General features: G+C 33.2%; 16 protein-coding genes. 5 read left to right on the forward strand and 11 right to left on the reverse strand.

From position 1 onward, the window contains the following. Positions 1 to 16: 16 nt before the first annotated feature. Positions 17 to 322, reverse strand: coding sequence for a hypothetical protein (locus tag B2X73_RS10220; RefSeq protein WP_291060162.1), 306 nt, complete (start codon positions 320 to 322; stop codon positions 17 to 19). A gap of 124 nt (positions 323 to 446) precedes the next feature. On the opposite strand from B2X73_RS10220, the gene B2X73_RS10225 reads away from it, so the two are divergent. Continuing rightward, positions 447 to 758, forward strand: coding sequence for a hypothetical protein (locus B2X73_RS10225; protein WP_180906125.1), 312 nt, complete (start codon positions 447 to 449; stop codon positions 756 to 758). A gap of 80 nt (positions 759 to 838) precedes the next feature. On the opposite strand, the gene B2X73_RS10230 is transcribed toward B2X73_RS10225, so the two are convergent. The 6 genes from B2X73_RS10230 to B2X73_RS10255 are packed head-to-tail and all read right to left on the reverse strand — an operon-like array spanning position 839 to position 9,465. Next, positions 839 to 2,176, reverse strand: coding sequence for a hypothetical protein (locus tag B2X73_RS10230; RefSeq protein WP_114999477.1), 1,338 nt, complete (start codon positions 2,174 to 2,176; stop codon positions 839 to 841). Positions 2,177 to 2,194: 18 nt separating this feature from the next. Further along, on the reverse strand, positions 2,195 to 2,875 hold the full coding sequence (locus B2X73_RS10235; RefSeq protein ID WP_286486256.1) for a c-type cytochrome: 681 nt from the start codon (positions 2,873 to 2,875) through the stop codon (positions 2,195 to 2,197). After that, entirely contained in the window at positions 2,875 to 3,444 is a 570-nt protein-coding gene (locus B2X73_RS10240) for a DUF3341 domain-containing protein (RefSeq protein ID WP_221627898.1), read from the reverse strand. Before B2X73_RS10240 ends, B2X73_RS10235 begins: the two co-directional genes overlap by 1 nt. Next, positions 3,425 to 4,828, reverse strand: a complete 1,404-nt coding sequence (gene nrfD, locus B2X73_RS10245; protein WP_038336919.1) for an NrfD/PsrC family molybdoenzyme membrane anchor subunit — start codon at positions 4,826 to 4,828, stop codon at positions 3,425 to 3,427. Before nrfD ends, B2X73_RS10240 begins: the two co-directional genes overlap by 20 nt. Before the next feature lie 34 nt (positions 4,829 to 4,862). After that, positions 4,863 to 8,024 (reverse strand): TAT-variant-translocated molybdopterin oxidoreductase, encoded by a 3,162-nt coding sequence (locus tag B2X73_RS10250; protein WP_291096364.1) that lies wholly within the window; start codon positions 8,022 to 8,024, stop codon positions 4,863 to 4,865. A gap of 22 nt (positions 8,025 to 8,046) precedes the next feature. Then, a complete protein-coding gene (locus B2X73_RS10255) occupies positions 8,047 to 9,465 on the reverse strand; it encodes a c-type cytochrome (protein ID WP_180906121.1) in 1,419 nt (472 codons plus the stop codon). Between the two features lie 414 nt (positions 9,466 to 9,879). On the opposite strand from B2X73_RS10255, the gene B2X73_RS10260 reads away from it, so the two are divergent. Then, the gene (locus B2X73_RS10260; RefSeq protein WP_291096365.1) at positions 9,880 to 10,368 is read left to right on the forward strand and encodes an SPOR domain-containing protein; all 489 of its coding nucleotides are present in this window, start codon (positions 9,880 to 9,882) and stop codon (positions 10,366 to 10,368) included. A 327-nt stretch (positions 10,369 to 10,695) separates the two neighbouring features. Here the strand turns inward: B2X73_RS10260 and B2X73_RS10265 are convergent, their stop codons facing one another. Further along, positions 10,696 to 11,016, reverse strand: coding sequence for a hypothetical protein (locus B2X73_RS10265; RefSeq protein ID WP_180906118.1), 321 nt, complete (start codon positions 11,014 to 11,016; stop codon positions 10,696 to 10,698). Between the two features lie 157 nt (positions 11,017 to 11,173). Between B2X73_RS10265 and B2X73_RS10270 the strand changes: the two genes are divergently transcribed. Then, positions 11,174 to 11,497 (forward strand): HopJ type III effector protein, encoded by a 324-nt coding sequence (locus B2X73_RS10270; RefSeq protein WP_286501946.1) that lies wholly within the window; start codon positions 11,174 to 11,176, stop codon positions 11,495 to 11,497. Between the two features lie 63 nt (positions 11,498 to 11,560). On the opposite strand, the gene ccoG is transcribed toward B2X73_RS10270, so the two are convergent. Then, positions 11,561 to 13,015, reverse strand: a complete 1,455-nt coding sequence (ccoG, locus tag B2X73_RS10275) for a cytochrome c oxidase accessory protein CcoG (RefSeq protein ID WP_286501947.1) — start codon at positions 13,013 to 13,015, stop codon at positions 11,561 to 11,563. A gap of 407 nt (positions 13,016 to 13,422) precedes the next feature. Continuing rightward, positions 13,423 to 14,304: an AraC family transcriptional regulator gene (locus B2X73_RS10280; protein WP_286496033.1), complete on the reverse strand. Its 882-nt coding sequence runs from the start codon at positions 14,302 to 14,304 to the stop codon at positions 13,423 to 13,425. 78 nt (positions 14,305 to 14,382) lie between these two features. On the opposite strand from B2X73_RS10280, the gene B2X73_RS10285 reads away from it, so the two are divergent. Beyond that, the gene (locus B2X73_RS10285) at positions 14,383 to 15,450 is read left to right on the forward strand and encodes a patatin-like phospholipase family protein (protein ID WP_286496034.1); all 1,068 of its coding nucleotides are present in this window, start codon (positions 14,383 to 14,385) and stop codon (positions 15,448 to 15,450) included. A gap of 40 nt (positions 15,451 to 15,490) precedes the next feature. On the opposite strand, the gene B2X73_RS10290 is transcribed toward B2X73_RS10285, so the two are convergent. Beyond that, on the reverse strand, positions 15,491 to 15,817 hold the full coding sequence (locus B2X73_RS10290) for a hypothetical protein (protein WP_125349744.1): 327 nt from the start codon (positions 15,815 to 15,817) through the stop codon (positions 15,491 to 15,493). Positions 15,818 to 15,956: 139 nt separating this feature from the next. Here B2X73_RS10290 and B2X73_RS10295 point away from each other — a divergent pair, with 139 nt between their 5' ends. Continuing rightward, positions 15,957 to 16,178, forward strand: a complete 222-nt coding sequence (locus tag B2X73_RS10295) for a hypothetical protein (RefSeq protein WP_286496035.1) — start codon at positions 15,957 to 15,959, stop codon at positions 16,176 to 16,178. The last annotated feature ends 30 nt before the right edge of the window (positions 16,179 to 16,208 follow it).

Here is a 16,208-nt window from a genome sequence, read left to right on the forward strand (position 1 = left end):
TCAATCCTTTTCTTTTTTAATCATTATGATGTTTATGATGCCCTTTCTTTTTATAATATTTCCCATTATTTTTCTTTTGTTGAACTGGTGCATATCTTTTTGAAGATTTATCACCGTGTACTTTTTTGTGTTGACCTGGTGGTAAGCTACGATGGTCATCATATCTTACTTCGTACTTCGGATATTTCTTATACTTCTTTTTGTGTTTATGCTGATGCTCTAATCCATATATAGTTGTAGATCCATCACACGAAACCAAAAATAAAGCAGCAAGAGCAAAAACTGCAATCAAGTTAATTTTTTTTAATAGTATTAGTTTCATAATCATATTCATTATATTCACTTTGAAATAAAACAATAACCTTACCAAAAAAGACTTTACTATATTTTAATGAATATACTGATTGGAATAGTATTTGAGACTCAATAATTAAACTATTAAAATTATGAAAGAAAAAATCCAATACCGCTACAAAACAACAAACGAAGCCTTAGACGAACTAAAAGAAAATGGTTTTACGATTGACTATAATATCGAAAAAGATCAATTAAAACAAGCTCCTGAAATCTTTGATATCGTGTGTATTTATCGTTACGAAGGAATGTCTGATCCTGATGACGAATCTTCGGTTTATGGTATAATCAATAATCAAAACGGAGATAAAGGTGTTTACGTGGTTGGAAATTTATCAACAGATGACGATGTCGATCATTTCTTGGTTGATTTGGAAATAAAACGTAGAACAATTCAAGAATAAAAATATTACAAATTATTAATCAAATAAAAAAGCTCGATGCAAATGCATCGAGCTTTTTAGGTTTTATAACATCTTTCTAATTAGAAAGGATATTCATAAATTTTTGATTCGTGGAAGTAAGGGTGACCTTTTGCTTCTAGGTTTAATTTAGAAACTGCATTCATAACTACGAATGTAAATAATCCTCCGATTCCAACTAATGCTCCAATTTCCATTAAACCAAAGTTGTGGAATGGTCCAACAGCTGCTGGCATAATTTGGTTGTAGAAATCCCAGTAGTGTCCAAAGATGATAACGAATCCCATCGCGAAAACGATTTGGTAACGACGTTTCATGCTTGATGAAATTAAAATCAAGAATGGAGCTACTAAGTTAATGATCAACATCCAGAAATATAATGGGTATTGCGCCATACGTTGTTGGAAGTATTGAGCTTCCTCAGGAATGTTCGCGTACCATTGTAACATGAATTGACAGAACCATAAGTATGACCATAATAATGAGAAACCAAACATGTATTTTGTTAAATCATGTAAATGGTTATCATTAAATAATGGTAATGCGTTCTTTCTTTTTAAGTAGATAGAAATAATTGCCATAATAGAAACCGCAGAAACTAAATATGAAACCATTCCGTACCACATAAATAATGAAGAGAACCAGTGTGGATCTAAAGACATCACGAAATCCCAAGCAAATGCTGCAGAACAAATTGCGAAAATCACTAAGTAAATTACTGATTTTTTGTACAATTGAGCGTACACTTTTAAGTCTCCGTTTGTTTCGTCTAATTTGCGTGTTGCGTTTTTAATTACTGGTAACATTAAAGATAATACTACTAAGTAAATAACACAACGTACTAACCAGAAGTTAGGGCTTAACCAAAGTTGAGCTTTGTTCGCCATGAAGATATCATACTTCTCGCTATCAGGATTTATTAAATCAGCATCCATCCAGTGGAATAAGTGATTCATGTGAAAATAAGATCCTAAAACGATGATAGCTACAAGTACAGAACCAACTGGTAAAAATGATGCGATAGCCTCCATAACACGAGATACTACCATAGACCAACCAGCGTTAGCTACGAATTGAATACATAAGAAAAACAACGCAGATGCCGCAATACCAAACGATAAATAAGCTGGTACATAGAAAGCAGCCCAAGGTCTGTTTTTCAATAAATTTGTCAAATGCTCCATGTGTCCAGCATGATCTGTGTTCATAGATGCATAAGAATCTGAAATGTAGTCACCAAAAAATTGAGTTGGGTGAGCTTCAATCAAACCGTTAATATATTCAGTTGAATTAGCAACATCTTGTTGATGTAAGAAAAATCCTATCCCGTAAAGTACAACACCTATAACAGCTAAGATAAGTGATGCATTTTTTAATCTTGGGGAAAATGTATATTGCATAATAATTAACTTATTTTATTATTTATTAGTTGCTGTTTCAGTTTCTGTTGCAGGTTTTGCTTCAGCAGTTGCTTCTCCGGCTGGAGCAGCGGCAGCTGTAGTAGCACCTTTCAAACTCATTACATATTCAGCAACTCTCCAACGGTCTGCAGGAGTCAATTGAGATGCGTAAGAACCCATCGCATTTTTTCCATACATAATTACATGATAAACAGAACCTACTGTAACATCTCTTTCGCTATAATTAGGAACACCTGAATAAGCTTTAGATTTTACGATTGATCCTTGTCCATCACCAGCGTCACCGTGACAAACTGCACAGTTTTGTCCAAACAATAACTTACCTCTTTCTAAGTCTGCAGCTTTGTTAGCGGCATTCAAAGGAGAAACAGTTACTGCTTTTGCTTGTGCATAACCAGCGTTATTGTTTTTGAAAGTCCATGGTAAAATATCACCATCTGTTCTTGCAACAGCACCTTCTACAGATTCTAATGCAGACATATTATGATTTTTACTTAATACAGGAACTTCAGAGTTTTCTTCGTCATGAGGGTAACCAAAAGTTGCCTTTTCGTAAGGATCATATGCCGTAGGATAATACATATCTGGCATATATACGATACTTGCGTGACGTTTTTTATCAGAACAAGAAGTGATAATAATACTTCCTAATCCTATAAGTAATGCTATCTTTTTCATTATGCTTCTTGTACTAAATTGTTAACACTTGGTTCTACGACTACATCACCTTTTACAGTTACTTCTTCAGCACCAGTTTCTACAAATACATTTTTGATTTTCTCAACATCAGCAGTTCTGATTTCGATTAAGAATTTATCATCTGTTGTACGTGGATCTGGGTTTTTAGCTTTAGCTCCTGGGTACATTTTGTTACGCACTAAGTATGTTAATGACATAAAGTGCGCTGCACAGAATACTGTCAACTCGAACATAATAGGAACGAAAGCTGGCATATTCTCACCCCAAGAAAAAGATGGTTTCCCTCCAATATCTTGAGCCCAGTCATGGTTCATAATAAACCATGTCATCAAAGATGCTAACGTTGTACCAAATGCACCGTAGAAGAAAGCAAGGTCAGAAATACGAGTTTTCTTTAATCCTAAGGCTTTATCTAAACCGTGTACAGGGAAAGGTGTATATACTTCATCTATCGTAATACCTTGTTTACGAATAGATTTTACTGCTTTTAATAAATCATCATCGTCTCCGTAAAGACCATAAACGATTTTAGTGTTCGTGATGCTCATCTTCAGTATGATGTTTTTTATAGCTTTCGCCTGATGATTTCAAAATAGTTTTTAATTCAGATTGTGAAATAACTGGGAATGTACGTGCGTACAATAAGTATAACACAGAAAAGAATCCCATAGTACCTAAGAAGATACCTACGTCTACCCATGAAGGCATAAACATTGTCCAGCTCGATGGTAAATAGTCACGAGATAAGTTGATAACGATAATATCAAAACGCTCGAACCACATACCGATGTTAACTACGATAGAGATAACGAATGTCCAGAAGAAGTTTCTTCTGATTGGACGAATCCATAATAATCCTGGTACTAAAACGTTACAGATAATTAACGCCCAGAATGCCCACCAATAAGGTCCTGTTGCTGCTCCTGGAGAGAAGTATGTAAAGTCTTCGTAACGAGATCCTGAATACCAAGCGATCCATAACTCTGTTAAGTAAGCTACTGCAACCATACCACCTGTTACAACGATTACAATGTTCATGTACTCGATGTGTTTACGTGTGATATAATCTTCGTAATGTAAAACTTTACGCATTACACTTAATAATGTTTGTACCATCGCGAAACCAGAGAAAATAGCTCCGGCAACGAAATATGGAGGATATACTGTTGAGTGCCATCCTTTGATTACCGACGTTGCGAAGTCAAAAGATACAATCGTGTGTACCGAGAATACTAATGGTGTACATAAACCAGCTAATACCAAAGATAACTCTTCGAAACGTTGCCAATGTTTTGCTCCACCACCCCATCCGAATGATAAGATTCCGTAGATTTTCTTAGCGAATGGTTTTGTTGCACGGTCACGTACCATAGCGAAGTCAGGAATTAATCCCATCAACCAGAAAACTGTTGATACAGAGAAATACGTAGAAATCGCGAATACGTCCCATAATAATGGTGAGTTAAAGTTAGGCCATAAAGATCCAAATTGGTTAGGAATTGGGAATACCCAGTACATTAACCATGGACGACCCATGTGAATTACAGGGAATAACGCTGCCTGTACAACGGCGAAGATCGTCATGGCTTCCGCAGAACGGTTAACCGACATTCTCCATTTTTGACGGAATAATAATAAAACGGCTGAGATTAACGTACCAGCGTGACCGATACCTACCCACCATACGAAGTTGGTGATATCCCAACCCCAGTTAATCGTTCTATTCAATCCCCATACACCAATACCAGTTCCTACTGTATAAGCAATTGCTCCAACACCAAAGATGAATGCAACCATTGCTATACTGAAACATGTCCACCACAATTTACTTGCTGGCGTCTCAATTGGACGAGCAATGTCTACTGTGATATCGTGGTAGGTTTTATGTCCTAAAATAAGGGGTTCTCTTACCTGTGATTCGTAATGTGACATATTTGTTTACCTTATTAATTCTTTACTAATTTAATTAAGCTTGTTCTTTTCTGTTTCTAACTTTTACTTGATAGATAACGTTTGGTTTTGTACCAATTTCTTCTAATAAAACATAAGAACGTTTATCTTTCGATGCTGCTCTTACTTCAGATTTATCATCATTGATATCACCAAATTTCATCGCACCTGTTCCACAAGCAGCAGCACAAGCAGCAGCAGCCATAAACTCTTCGTCTTTAACTACTCTGTTCTCTTTCTTAGCTTTTAAGATTGCAGCTTGAGTTTGTTGGATACAGAATGAACATTTCTCAATTACTCCTCGTGTACGTACAACAACGTCTGGGTTAAGTACCATACGACCTAAATCATTATTCATGTGGAAGTCGTATTTGTCATTATTCGCCCAGTTAAACCAGTTGAAACGACGAACTTTGTAAGGACAGTTATTTGCACAGTAACGAGTACCAACACAACGGTTATAAGCCATCATGTTTTGACCTTGACGACCATGAGATGTTGCACCTACTGGACACACAGTCTCACAAGGAGCGTGGTTACAGTGTTGACACATTAATGGTTGGAAAATCACATCCGGATTTTCAGCCTCTGGCTTAATTAAACGTGTATATTGTTGTGGTTCGTTATCTGGATCAGATTCTAACGCAACTTTTTGAGTTAATTTTCCTTCTTTATCTTGGTAAGTAACATCAGAGTAGTAACGGTCAATTCTTAACCAATACATATCTCTCGACATACGCATTTGCTCTTTACCAACAGTTGGTACGTTGTTTTCTGCTTGACAAGCAATTACACACGCTCCACATCCTGTACAAGAGTTCATATCAATTGTTAAATTGAAGTGAGGTCCTGTTGAACGATCAAAACTAGCCCATAAATCTACTTCACCTACTGGAGAATCTCCTCTCCATGTTGGCATCTTAGCAACTGGATTCCATTCTTGACGATCTGTGTTGATGAAATCAGCTAAAGAAACTTCTCTTGCGATTTCGTAACGTCCCATCAATGTTGGTTGTTGTTGCATGTTAGCAAATTCGTGTTTATCTGAACGAGAAGATTTTTCAATCTTAACATTAGATGCACCTACGTTACCAGTATATAATGCGAAAGCATTAACCCCTACATTGTTTGCAACTTTACCAGCTTTTGTACGACCGTAACCGAAAGCTAAACCTACAGTTCCAATTGCTTGACCTGGTTGGATGAATACTGGAACGTTTTCTAAAACTACTCCATTAACAGTTAAGTTTACATACTCACCGTCAAATTGCATTCTTCCGTTTGTAACGTTGTAGTTATCTTGAATTTTGATTCCTAATTTTTCCGCATCATTTGGATTAACTGTTAAATAGTTATCCCAAGAGTTACGTGTAATTGGATCTGGTAATTCTTGTAACCAAGGATTGTTTGCTTGTGTACCATCTCCTAAACCAGCTTTAGAATAGAATTGAATTTCCCATTCTGACGCTTTAGCTCCTGCTAATTTTGTAGCAGCAGCTGCAGCAACACCAGTGTTAGCAGTAAATGCAGATGTTTCAGTCGCTTCATTATAACCATTGTATAATGCTTTGTTGAAATCTACACCTAATTTTGGTAAAATAGCTGATTCCCAGTTTTGTTTTACATATAAGTAATATGGAGAAACTTTTTGTCTTGTTGCAGAAACCGCCATCACCATAATTGGATCATTTGGATCTTCTACTTCATTTACTTTAGTTACTCCTGTCATCCATGCGATTAATGAATCTTGGAATTGACGAGAATCAAATACACGTGGAATTGTTGGTTGTTGTAATGAATATACACCTGTTAATGGGTTGAAATCATTCCAAGACTCTAAACCGTGAGTAACTGGAGCAATAACGTCCATTACTGAAGCAGTTTCATCTAATTTTTCAACTAAACCAACTTTAAGTCCAATGTTTTTGAAAGCTGCTTCAATTTCTTTTGCATTTTTAGCATTGTAAATTGGATTTGTTTGGAAGTTTAATAAAACTCCAACTTGTCCAGCTTTAGCTTCTGCAACAAATTGATTAAATACAGCATCGTTAGACTCTTTTAATAAGACAGCTTTATCAGAAACTGCGGCTGATCCTAACAATTGGTTAATTGCGTATGCAATTGCGTATGCTTCTTTCGAACCATCTGCCATAACAACAGCTTTAGAACCTTTTGCTGTTAATTCAGCAGCAATAGCTAATGCTTCTTTAGAAGAAGCTGAACCACCTGCTAATTTATTATAAACTTCAGCCAATACTTTTTCAGTATCAGTTGGTTTTAAAGGATAACGTGTATCAGCATTTGCACCTGTTAAAGATAAAACAGATTCTACTTGGATGTGACGCATCATGTTTGCTCCTGGTTTACGAGCAACACCATAATCACCTTCCATTCCACCACCATTGTAATCACCTAAGAAATCTGCGTTGAAAGAAACAACTAATTCAGCATTCTTAAGATCGTAGAATGGGATTTCTCTTTTTCCGTAAACTTCTTGCGCTGCGTCTAATGCATTCGTAGAAGAAATTGCATCATAAACAACATGTTGAGTTGTTGGATATTTTGTTGCAAACTCAGCAATCAACTTTTTAGTTGTTGGTGAAGGTAAAGAAGAAGTTAAAATAACTACTTTTTTCCCTCCTACTGATGCTAATGCTTTTGTTACACGTGCATCAAGCTCTTTCCAAGATGTTGCTTTGAAGTTTTCACCTGCGTTTGTTAAAGGTGATTTTATTTTATCAGAATCGTATAATGATAATACAGATGCTTGAACACGTGCATTTGTAGAACCATAATATTTTGCGCCTTTGTTTGCATCAATTCTAATTGGACGACCTTCTCTTGTACGTACTAATACGTTCGCGTAATCGTATCCATCAAAAATTGTAGATGCATAATAAGTAGGTACACCAGGCATAATGTTTTCTGGTTTCACTACATAAGGAACAGATTTTACGATTGGAGCTTCACAGGCTGCTAAAGTAACAGCAGCTGTACTGAACCCTAAAATCTTCAAAAAGTCACGTCGTGAAGTTTGACTATTCTCCATGGCGTTATCATTCCCTAAGAAATTATCTACAGGAATTTCTTCTGCAAATTCGTTGGTAGTTAACTTTTCATTTAATGTATTGTCAGTTAACTCCTCAAAACTTTTCCAGTAATTTTTCTTCGAAGCCATTTATACTCCTCTCTTTTTTATATTAATAATGACATTTACCACACTCTAAACCTCCGATAGCATCAACTGTAATCTTAGTTGCGTCACCGTACTGTTTTTTCAGTTTTTCGTGTAGTTCTGCGTAATATTCTTTGTTATACTCGTTGTCCATATCTACCTCAGTAGTTCTGTGACACTCGATACACCATCCCATTGTGAAATCATTCGCCATTTTTACTTCGTTCATTTCATCAACACGTCCGTGACATGCGAAACAAACTTGGTCTCCTGATCCAATGTTCAATTCTTTAGCATTTGGAATAGTTCCATCTTTAATTGCTTTCTTAATCGCTTTCTCTCCTGCTACAACGTGTTGCGCGTGGCTAAAGAATACGAAATCTGGCATATTGTGGATACGTACCCATTCGATTGGTTTTTGTGGACCATCGTATTTGTTCGTTTCTGGATTCCATCCAATAGCTTTATACATTTTTTGGATTTCTCCTGTATAGAAATTCTTAACTGCCTCCTCATCAGCGAATTTACCAGAAGTGATTAATTCTTCTTCGAAGTAATCTCCTTTGTATTCTTTGATTGTTTTGTGACAGTTCATACATACGTTTGGTGAAGGAATTCCAGACACTTTACCGTATTTAGCAGAACTGTGACAGTACTGACAGTCGATACCTTGTACACCTGCGTGAACTTTGTGAGAGAAATAAATTGGTTGTTCTGGCTCGTAACCTTTATCAACACCAATTCCCATTAATCCCCAATACACGTTGTACAATGCAAAGAATGCTAATACTGCGATTAACACACCACCAACTTTTTGGTATTTTTGGAAGAAGTTTGCGAAAGAAAAAGCAGCTTTTTCTTCTTTAGAATCTAAATCATCAGTTGCAGTTGCTTTAACTAATGCATTAACGCGAACCAAAATCCACAATAATAATGCTGCTAATACAACAAATCCAACTGCGATAACTCCTGTTCCAGCACCACCTCCGTTTCCGGCAGCAGCAGCTTTAGCAGCAGCAGCTTCTTTCTTTTTTGCAGCTTTTGCATCATCAAAAGCCTTTTTACCACCATCAGGATCGGCAGTATACGCTAGAATATTATCAATATCACCGTCAGATAAGTTAGGAAAAGCTAACATTTCAGTGTTATTGTACTCAGCGAAAATTTTGTTTGCATACGCATCTCCAGACGCGCGTAAAGCTTTGTTGTCCTTAATCCAAGAGTGTAACCACTCTTTTCCAAGTCCAGCTTCTTCTTGTACGCGTTTCTCAACATTACGTAATTCCGGCCCAATTAATTTACCATCAATCTGGTGACATGCAGTACAGTTGGCTTCGAATAATTCGTAACCTTTACCTGCATCTTGGGCATTTGCTAAGGAGAACGTCGATAGTATTATCGCGCAGCTCCATAAACGTATTCTTTTTAGAAATCTTGCCTTCATTTACTTAAATAATCTCAGTTCGTTGTTTCTTTTAACTCGTTTTTATTTGAACACTTAACTAACAGCAAAAATAGCTTCAATACTTAATAAAATCATAAAGTTTACATACTGAACTTTGTCATTGAGCTTAATTTAAAACGTTTCTAAATTAATTGTTAAAAAATATTGCTGTATAAATATTATCTATTTGATTTGATAGAAAAGATTTAGAACAAGAAAAATTGCTATTTAACATAATTTAAAAAATAATCATTGTTGTTTTTATTATAATCTGCCAATCAATTATACGAAACAACAATCAAATATTTGATTGTTAAAAAAAATTGGAACAATATTCGTTGTAAGAAAATAAAAGTCTATAAAATTTAATAACTTAATTGTAAAAAGTATATTTGCACAAATTAATTTCATCTTATGAAAAAATTTATCTTTTTATTCCTTATTACTTTTTCTTCTTGTGTTTTTGCTCAAGATAAAATTGATACTATTCAAATCATCAATAATGGTACATTGAATATGGAAATTGATAGTAGAATAAATAATGTATTAAAAGCAAAAGAAGATGCTATTTGTAGTTATACCACTACTGTAAAGAAACCGACAGAGAAAAAACCAATTATACAATCTAATGATCCTTGTGCGGGCACACCACAGGTTAATGGTTTCAAAATTCAGATTTATTATTCGAAAGATAGAAAAGATGCAGAGAAGGTAAGAAATGAATTTGCACGTTCTTATCCTGACTTATCATCGCAAACAGCTTATTTCTCACCAGACTATCGCGTTTTAGTTGGAGATTATTTTACAAGAGCATCTGCTTCGAGAGATATTCGTCGTTTGAAATCAAAATATAATAGTGCATTTTCTATTCCGTTCAAGGTTTTATGTAGAAAAGCGAAGTAATATTTTATAAAAAGGAAAATGTATCCTTATCACAACAAAATAAAACAGCGAATAAAGAATGGTGAATTAGTTTCGTTTGAATTTGTAGAAAAATATAAAAATATTTCTCCATGTTTAGTTTTATATTTCAAAACAGAACCTTTTATACGACCTATTCGCGAGCATCGTTTTTCTGAATATAGACAATTACTAAAAATAGAAAACGATTAACTTTCTTTAGAAAGTTAAAATTTATTCGAAAAAATAAAAAAAGCGTTATCAATTTTCTTGGTAACGCTTTTTTATATTTTAATGGTAATATTTAGTAGTTGATTCATGCTTTTATTTTTAGTTGTTCAGAATTCTACCTCTGCCCTCAATTTCTAATTGGATAAGTATCGATGCTAAATTTGTTTGTACAAATCCCAAATTGCCTGCAACTAAAACTCCTTTTTCTCCTGTCGATATTTTTTCGATTCCGTAAACACTTGATTCATCTTCAGGGTTCGAATTTCCTTCGTAACGATAGATATAAATAATTCTAAAATCGTGCGGATGATCAATCAAATCACTTTCTAATAAATTAAAATCTTCTTGATATCCTTTTTCCGCAAGTTCACGTAGTGCAACACTTGACGTTTCATAATTAAATTGCCTTCTTTCAAACATAAAATTTATTTTTATTTGGTTAATAATTATAAATCTAATTAATTAATAGACAGAAAGTTGTTAAACATTCGTTAAGTATTTGAACGCATAAAAAAATTAACATACTTAATGATTTATTGTATTCAAAATAAGTTCTTATTTTTGACAAAAAGATTCAATGATTTTAGAAAAATTAAACCAAAACGAAGCTAATTTTGCGGATGTTATCGCGCATATTGAAGAAAATTATACTTATACTGCTTCTGCTTTTGTAAATGGAAATCAGGAAAATGCTGCTGATCAAAATCAAGGAAGTGCTAAAGTTTTTGCGTTCGCAAAATTGAATAATTTTTCTGAAGATGATACCTTGAAATTATTTGCCGAACATTATCAAGCTGTTTTAGATACGCCAGAAGGAACAGACCACAACAACATTCGTCAATTTATGCAGAACGGTTGGAATGGTGTCAAATTTGAAAACGAAGTATTGAGAAAGAAATAATCTCGATAAGAATAATCAAAATAAAAACGTCTTACATAATGTAAGACGTTTTTTGTTATTTAACTAAAAAGGCGCCATAAAACTAATCGTATAATGATCGATGGTTTCTCCATTCAAATCTTTCAATTCTAAAATAACTGGTACTTTATAAGATTTAAGTTCACTTTTTGGTATTTTAATATCGATTAAACCTTGTTTTAATTCACCTTCGTCTATCTTTATAAATTTATCAGGTTCTACCAATAACACAGTTTTTCCACCTTTAAAACCATTTACGTTCACCACCAATTTATAAGGCTTGTTCGTTTTATTCATCAAACTATATTGCATTGTATTGATGATATAATCTCCTTCTACGACATAATCTTTTCCTGGAACTTGTAGAAATTTCACTTCAACATCACTTCTATTCAACATAAAAATTGTCATAGCAGAAATCATTGCGACTAAAATGAGTGAAAAAACAATTGATCGTCCGTTTATTCTAAATGGTTTTCCTTGTGCAATATTTTCTTCTGATGCATATTTTATTAAACCTGTAGGTAAATTAATTTTTACCATTATTTCATCACAAGCATCCATACATGCTGTACAGTTGATACATTCTAATTGAGAACCATTTCTGATGTCAATTCCTGTAGGACAAACCGCGATACATTGTCCACAGTCGATACAATCTCCTTTTCCAACAGCAACGCGATCTTCACCTTTTCTAAATTTGCTTCGACCATTTTTTCCTTCTCCTCGAAGATAATCATAAGAAACCTGCATTGTTTTTTTATCAAGTAAAACCCCTTGTAAACGCCCATAAGGACAAACCAATGTACATACTTGTTCACGAAACCACGCAAATACGAAATAAAATAATACACTAAAAATAAATAATCCTAAAAACTTCCCACCATGTTCAGTAGGACCTTCTTTATACATTTGTATCAAGACATCCATTCCTATTATATAAGAAAAAAGAATGTTTGTTGCTAAAAACGAAACAATATAAAAGACAAACCATTTACCTCCTCTTTTCAGAATTTTCTCTTCATTCCAATCTTGTTTATCCAATCGTATTTGTTTATTTCGATCTCCTTCTATCCAAAATTCTATTCTTCTAAATACTCCTTCTAAAAAAATAGTTTGAGGACAAACCCATCCACAGAAAAGTCTTCCATAAACAGATGTAAAAAGTATGACGAAAACCACACTTACAATCATACCAAAAGCAAGTAAGAAAAAATCTGTTGTAAAAAATGGATAACCAAATAAGATAAAATTTGTATTAAAAACATCAAATTTAAAGATGGGGTTACCATTTGGTAGTTTTATAAAAGGAATAACAACTAATAGAATCAGCAATATAGAGTATACAACTGTCCTATAATTTGTAAATTTTCCCGATGGTTTCTTTGCATACACCCATTTTCGGGTTCCTGACTTTGTAAACGTCGCTACTTCAGTTCTAAATTTCTCATTTTCTGCAGCTAAATTATTCTCAAAATCAGTTTTGTTCAACTCGTTCATATTACTCTTGATATTAGTATACAAATTTACCACCAGAACACCTCTAGAATCTGGCACTATTTATGGTATTTATGGTAGTATTTACGGATTGATATAAATCATTAATTCATAAAGATTTACTAATATACATCTAAACTACCTACTTATGAAAAACTTACTAAAGCTACTAGTATTTTCTATTTGTACTTTTACTTTTTTACAAAAAATATACACAATAAAAATGTGACTCAGTTCGCAATTTATCCAAGATGTGAAGAAAAAACAGATAATTACGTAGAATGTTTTAACATGAAATTGAGTCATGATGTTGAAGAAAGATTATCCAAAATAAAACCTGCTTTAATTAATTAACGAAAATCCTTTAAAAATCTATTTTAATATTCCTATTCGATATAATAATAATTAATCTAAGCGTAATATTGTTTTCGAAATTGTTCTGGCGTAAATTCAGTATATTTCTTAAAGAATTTCACAAAATAAGATGCATCCTGAAAATTAAGTAAATAAGCTATTTCAGTCACCGAAATTTCTTTATTAACTAGCAAACGTTTTGCTTCTAATACCACACGACTTCTGATCAACTCTCCTGCCGAATTACCCAAAATATCTTTACAAAGCGCATTCAAATGATTGGGCGTGATGTACAACAATTCGGCATATTCTTTTGGTAGTTTTTTGTTCTTAAAATTTTGATCGATAAGCTCCTGAAAATTATTCAACAATACCGATTGATAATCACTTGTTTTAATTTTTACCGCTTCTAAACTTCGTTCAATATCAATGAATAAACTCATCAAATGAAAACCAATTTTTAAATTCGAGAATTGATTATTTTTTTGATTTTCATTTATCATTTCTTCAAAATAACTTGCAATTTTTTCTTGTAAATCTGGCGAAATTTCAACCACATGATCTTTCACCAAAATAGATTGTAAAAATCTAAATTTCTGTAAAATGGAAGAATTAATTCCAATCCAATCAAAAAAATTATCGAAAAAATTCACTACAAACCCATCATATTTTTCCTTAAAATACCATTGGTGCACCTGTCCAGGTTTCATAAAATACATTGTCCCAGATTTAGCCTCAAACTTTTCAAAATCGATCAAATGTTCGCCACTACCTTCTGTAAAATAGACCAAATGGTAATAATTATGACTGTGAACTTCCTGCAAATGAGGATTACTATCAACATAACCTCTAAAATGATCGATGGAAAACAACTCATTGCTATTTTTTTCGGTATTCAGATTACAGATATCGTATGTTGGGAAAAGTTTTTTGGTCATTTTGAAACAAATTATCAAGTGTAAAAATAAAGAATATTTAAAAGGAAAAGTTTAACTTTAAACAATAGAACATCAAAAATGGAATTTAAAGAGAAAAAAATTGTCTTACTTTCTTTGGATGGAGGCGGAATTAGAGGAATTATATCTTGTGTCATTTTAAAATACATCGAAGATAAATTAAAGGAAATTCATGACGAAAATGCCAAAATAGGCGATTATGTCGATTTTATTGCAGGTACAAGTACTGGCGCTTTAATCGCTTCTTTGTTATTATCTCCTTCTACCGAAAATCCAAAAAGAGCAAAACACTCGATCACAGATGCACTGAATATTTATTTAGGTGAAGGGAAAAATATCTTCTCAAAAACATTTTGGACAATTCTCAATAATCCGTTGAGTGTGCTAAAAGATAATTTACCAACACTTGTATTGGAAGAGCAATTAAAAATCGTTTTTGGAGATACAGAGTTAAAAGATTTGATTCGTCCTTGCGCGATAGTTTCTTATGATACTGAGCATCAAAAACCAAAAATTTTCAATTCGATTGATGGAATCTCTCCTTTCCGAAATTTCTATGTAAAAGATATTTGCCGTGCTTCATCAGCTGCGCCAACTTATTTTGAACCTGCAAAAATAAAATCATTCGCTGATCAAGAATTTAGTTGCATTGATGGTGGTGTTTTTGCAAACAATCCAACTTTTGTTGGCTTTATCGAAACGCAAAAAATAAATTTTAATAAATATTTCAAAGATGAATTAAAATATAATGGAACAGCACCTTTACAAGAATTTATTATCATTTCTCTCGGAAATGGTTCACGTGCAAAATCATATAAACACGAACATTTAACAGGAATTTCAAAATCGAAATGGGTAGATCCTTTGGTAGACATTTTTATTTCGACTGGCGTTGATATGGTCGATCAGGAAATGAGAAGCATGTTCGCTTTATTGAAGCCAAAATATCAACAAAATTATTATCGATTTAATCCTGAAATTCCAGAATCTGCATTGGATTTAGGAAATGTTTCCAACAGCAACATTAAAACATTATTGGACGTTGCCAATGATTATGTCGCAAAACACAAAGAACATTTGGATGAAGTCGTTCAAAAATTAATTTTCAATCAAATTGAAATCTCATAAAAAAAGGCTTTGAGTAAAATTTCAAAGCCTTTTGTAATTTCTATTTATTTCGAACATAAACAAATATTTCTTGTTCTCTATTCAATCCTCTATTATCCACAATACTTTCTAAACACGCATGACAATCTGTTACAATTCCCTCTCCATTGTAATTCGTGTAACTCCCATTCTCTAGCGCAACAACATGTGGTTTCAACAAATCTGCATTCAGTTTTTTGCGTTCTCCAATCAAGGTGTACACATATTCACGTCCAGTTTCGTCAGTAAAATTATCTACTTTATAAATTTGATCCAATTCTCTTTCGTGATCAATTATAACAAATAAGTAGTCTTTGTGGCTATCTTTTTCAAAAAAAATTCTTCTCATAGCTTCAATTGTTTGACTCAAATTTAATAAAAGAATATTGGTTTTACCAATGAAAATTAAAAAGTTTTAAGAGAATTTTAAAATATTATCAATTTCAAAACAGATTATATTTTACTTTTACATTAACCAAAACATAAAAATGAAAACTCTTCTAAAAATCTTGACTTTAGGATTAATTTATCTTATTTGTCAACCAATTTTTGCGCAAAAAAACGCACAATTAAAACTCGACTTCGAAAAAATTATCCGTTCAAAACATTCATTTCCTTTTAATGGAGTTGTAATCGTTTCCAAAAATGGTAAAACGATGTATGAAAAAGTACATTTTTGGTATTATCCTTGTAGAAAATTTGTATCTTAATTCCAATAAAACAAATAAAATCTAACCAAT

Source organism: Empedobacter sp. UBA7252 (genome assembly GCF_002472765.1).
GTDB lineage: Bacteria > Bacteroidota > Bacteroidia > Flavobacteriales > Weeksellaceae > Empedobacter > Empedobacter falsenii_B.

Excerpts from the sequence above, each read along its gene's own strand:
- B2X73_RS10220 (WP_291060162.1), bottom strand. The coding sequence starts at position 322 with ATGAAACTAATACTATTAAAAAAAATTAACTTGATTGCAGTTTTTGCT.
- B2X73_RS10225 (WP_180906125.1), top strand. The coding sequence starts at position 447 with ATGAAAGAAAAAATCCAATACCGCTACAAAACAACAAACGAAGCCTTA.
- B2X73_RS10230 (WP_114999477.1), bottom strand. The coding sequence starts at position 2,176 with ATGCAATATACATTTTCCCCAAGATTAAAAAATGCATCACTTATCTTA.
- B2X73_RS10235 (WP_286486256.1), bottom strand. The coding sequence starts at position 2,875 with ATGAAAAAGATAGCATTACTTATAGGATTAGGAAGTATTATTATCACT.
- B2X73_RS10240 (WP_221627898.1), bottom strand. The coding sequence starts at position 3,444 with ATGAGCATCACGAACACTAAAATCGTTTATGGTCTTTACGGAGACGAT.
- nrfD (WP_038336919.1), bottom strand. The coding sequence starts at position 4,828 with ATGTCACATTACGAATCACAGGTAAGAGAACCCCTTATTTTAGGACAT.
- B2X73_RS10250 (WP_291096364.1), bottom strand. The coding sequence starts at position 8,024 with ATGGCTTCGAAGAAAAATTACTGGAAAAGTTTTGAGGAGTTAACTGAC.
- B2X73_RS10255 (WP_180906121.1), bottom strand. The coding sequence starts at position 9,465 with ATGAAGGCAAGATTTCTAAAAAGAATACGTTTATGGAGCTGCGCGATA.
- B2X73_RS10260 (WP_291096365.1), top strand. The coding sequence starts at position 9,880 with ATGAAAAAATTTATCTTTTTATTCCTTATTACTTTTTCTTCTTGTGTT.
- B2X73_RS10265 (WP_180906118.1), bottom strand. The coding sequence starts at position 11,016 with ATGTTTGAAAGAAGGCAATTTAATTATGAAACGTCAAGTGTTGCACTA.
- B2X73_RS10270 (WP_286501946.1), top strand. The coding sequence starts at position 11,174 with ATGATTTTAGAAAAATTAAACCAAAACGAAGCTAATTTTGCGGATGTT.
- ccoG (WP_286501947.1), bottom strand. The coding sequence starts at position 13,015 with ATGAACGAGTTGAACAAAACTGATTTTGAGAATAATTTAGCTGCAGAA.
- B2X73_RS10280 (WP_286496033.1), bottom strand. The coding sequence starts at position 14,304 with ATGACCAAAAAACTTTTCCCAACATACGATATCTGTAATCTGAATACC.
- B2X73_RS10285 (WP_286496034.1), top strand. The coding sequence starts at position 14,383 with ATGGAATTTAAAGAGAAAAAAATTGTCTTACTTTCTTTGGATGGAGGC.
- B2X73_RS10290 (WP_125349744.1), bottom strand. The coding sequence starts at position 15,817 with ATGAGAAGAATTTTTTTTGAAAAAGATAGCCACAAAGACTACTTATTT.
- B2X73_RS10295 (WP_286496035.1), top strand. The coding sequence starts at position 15,957 with ATGAAAACTCTTCTAAAAATCTTGACTTTAGGATTAATTTATCTTATT.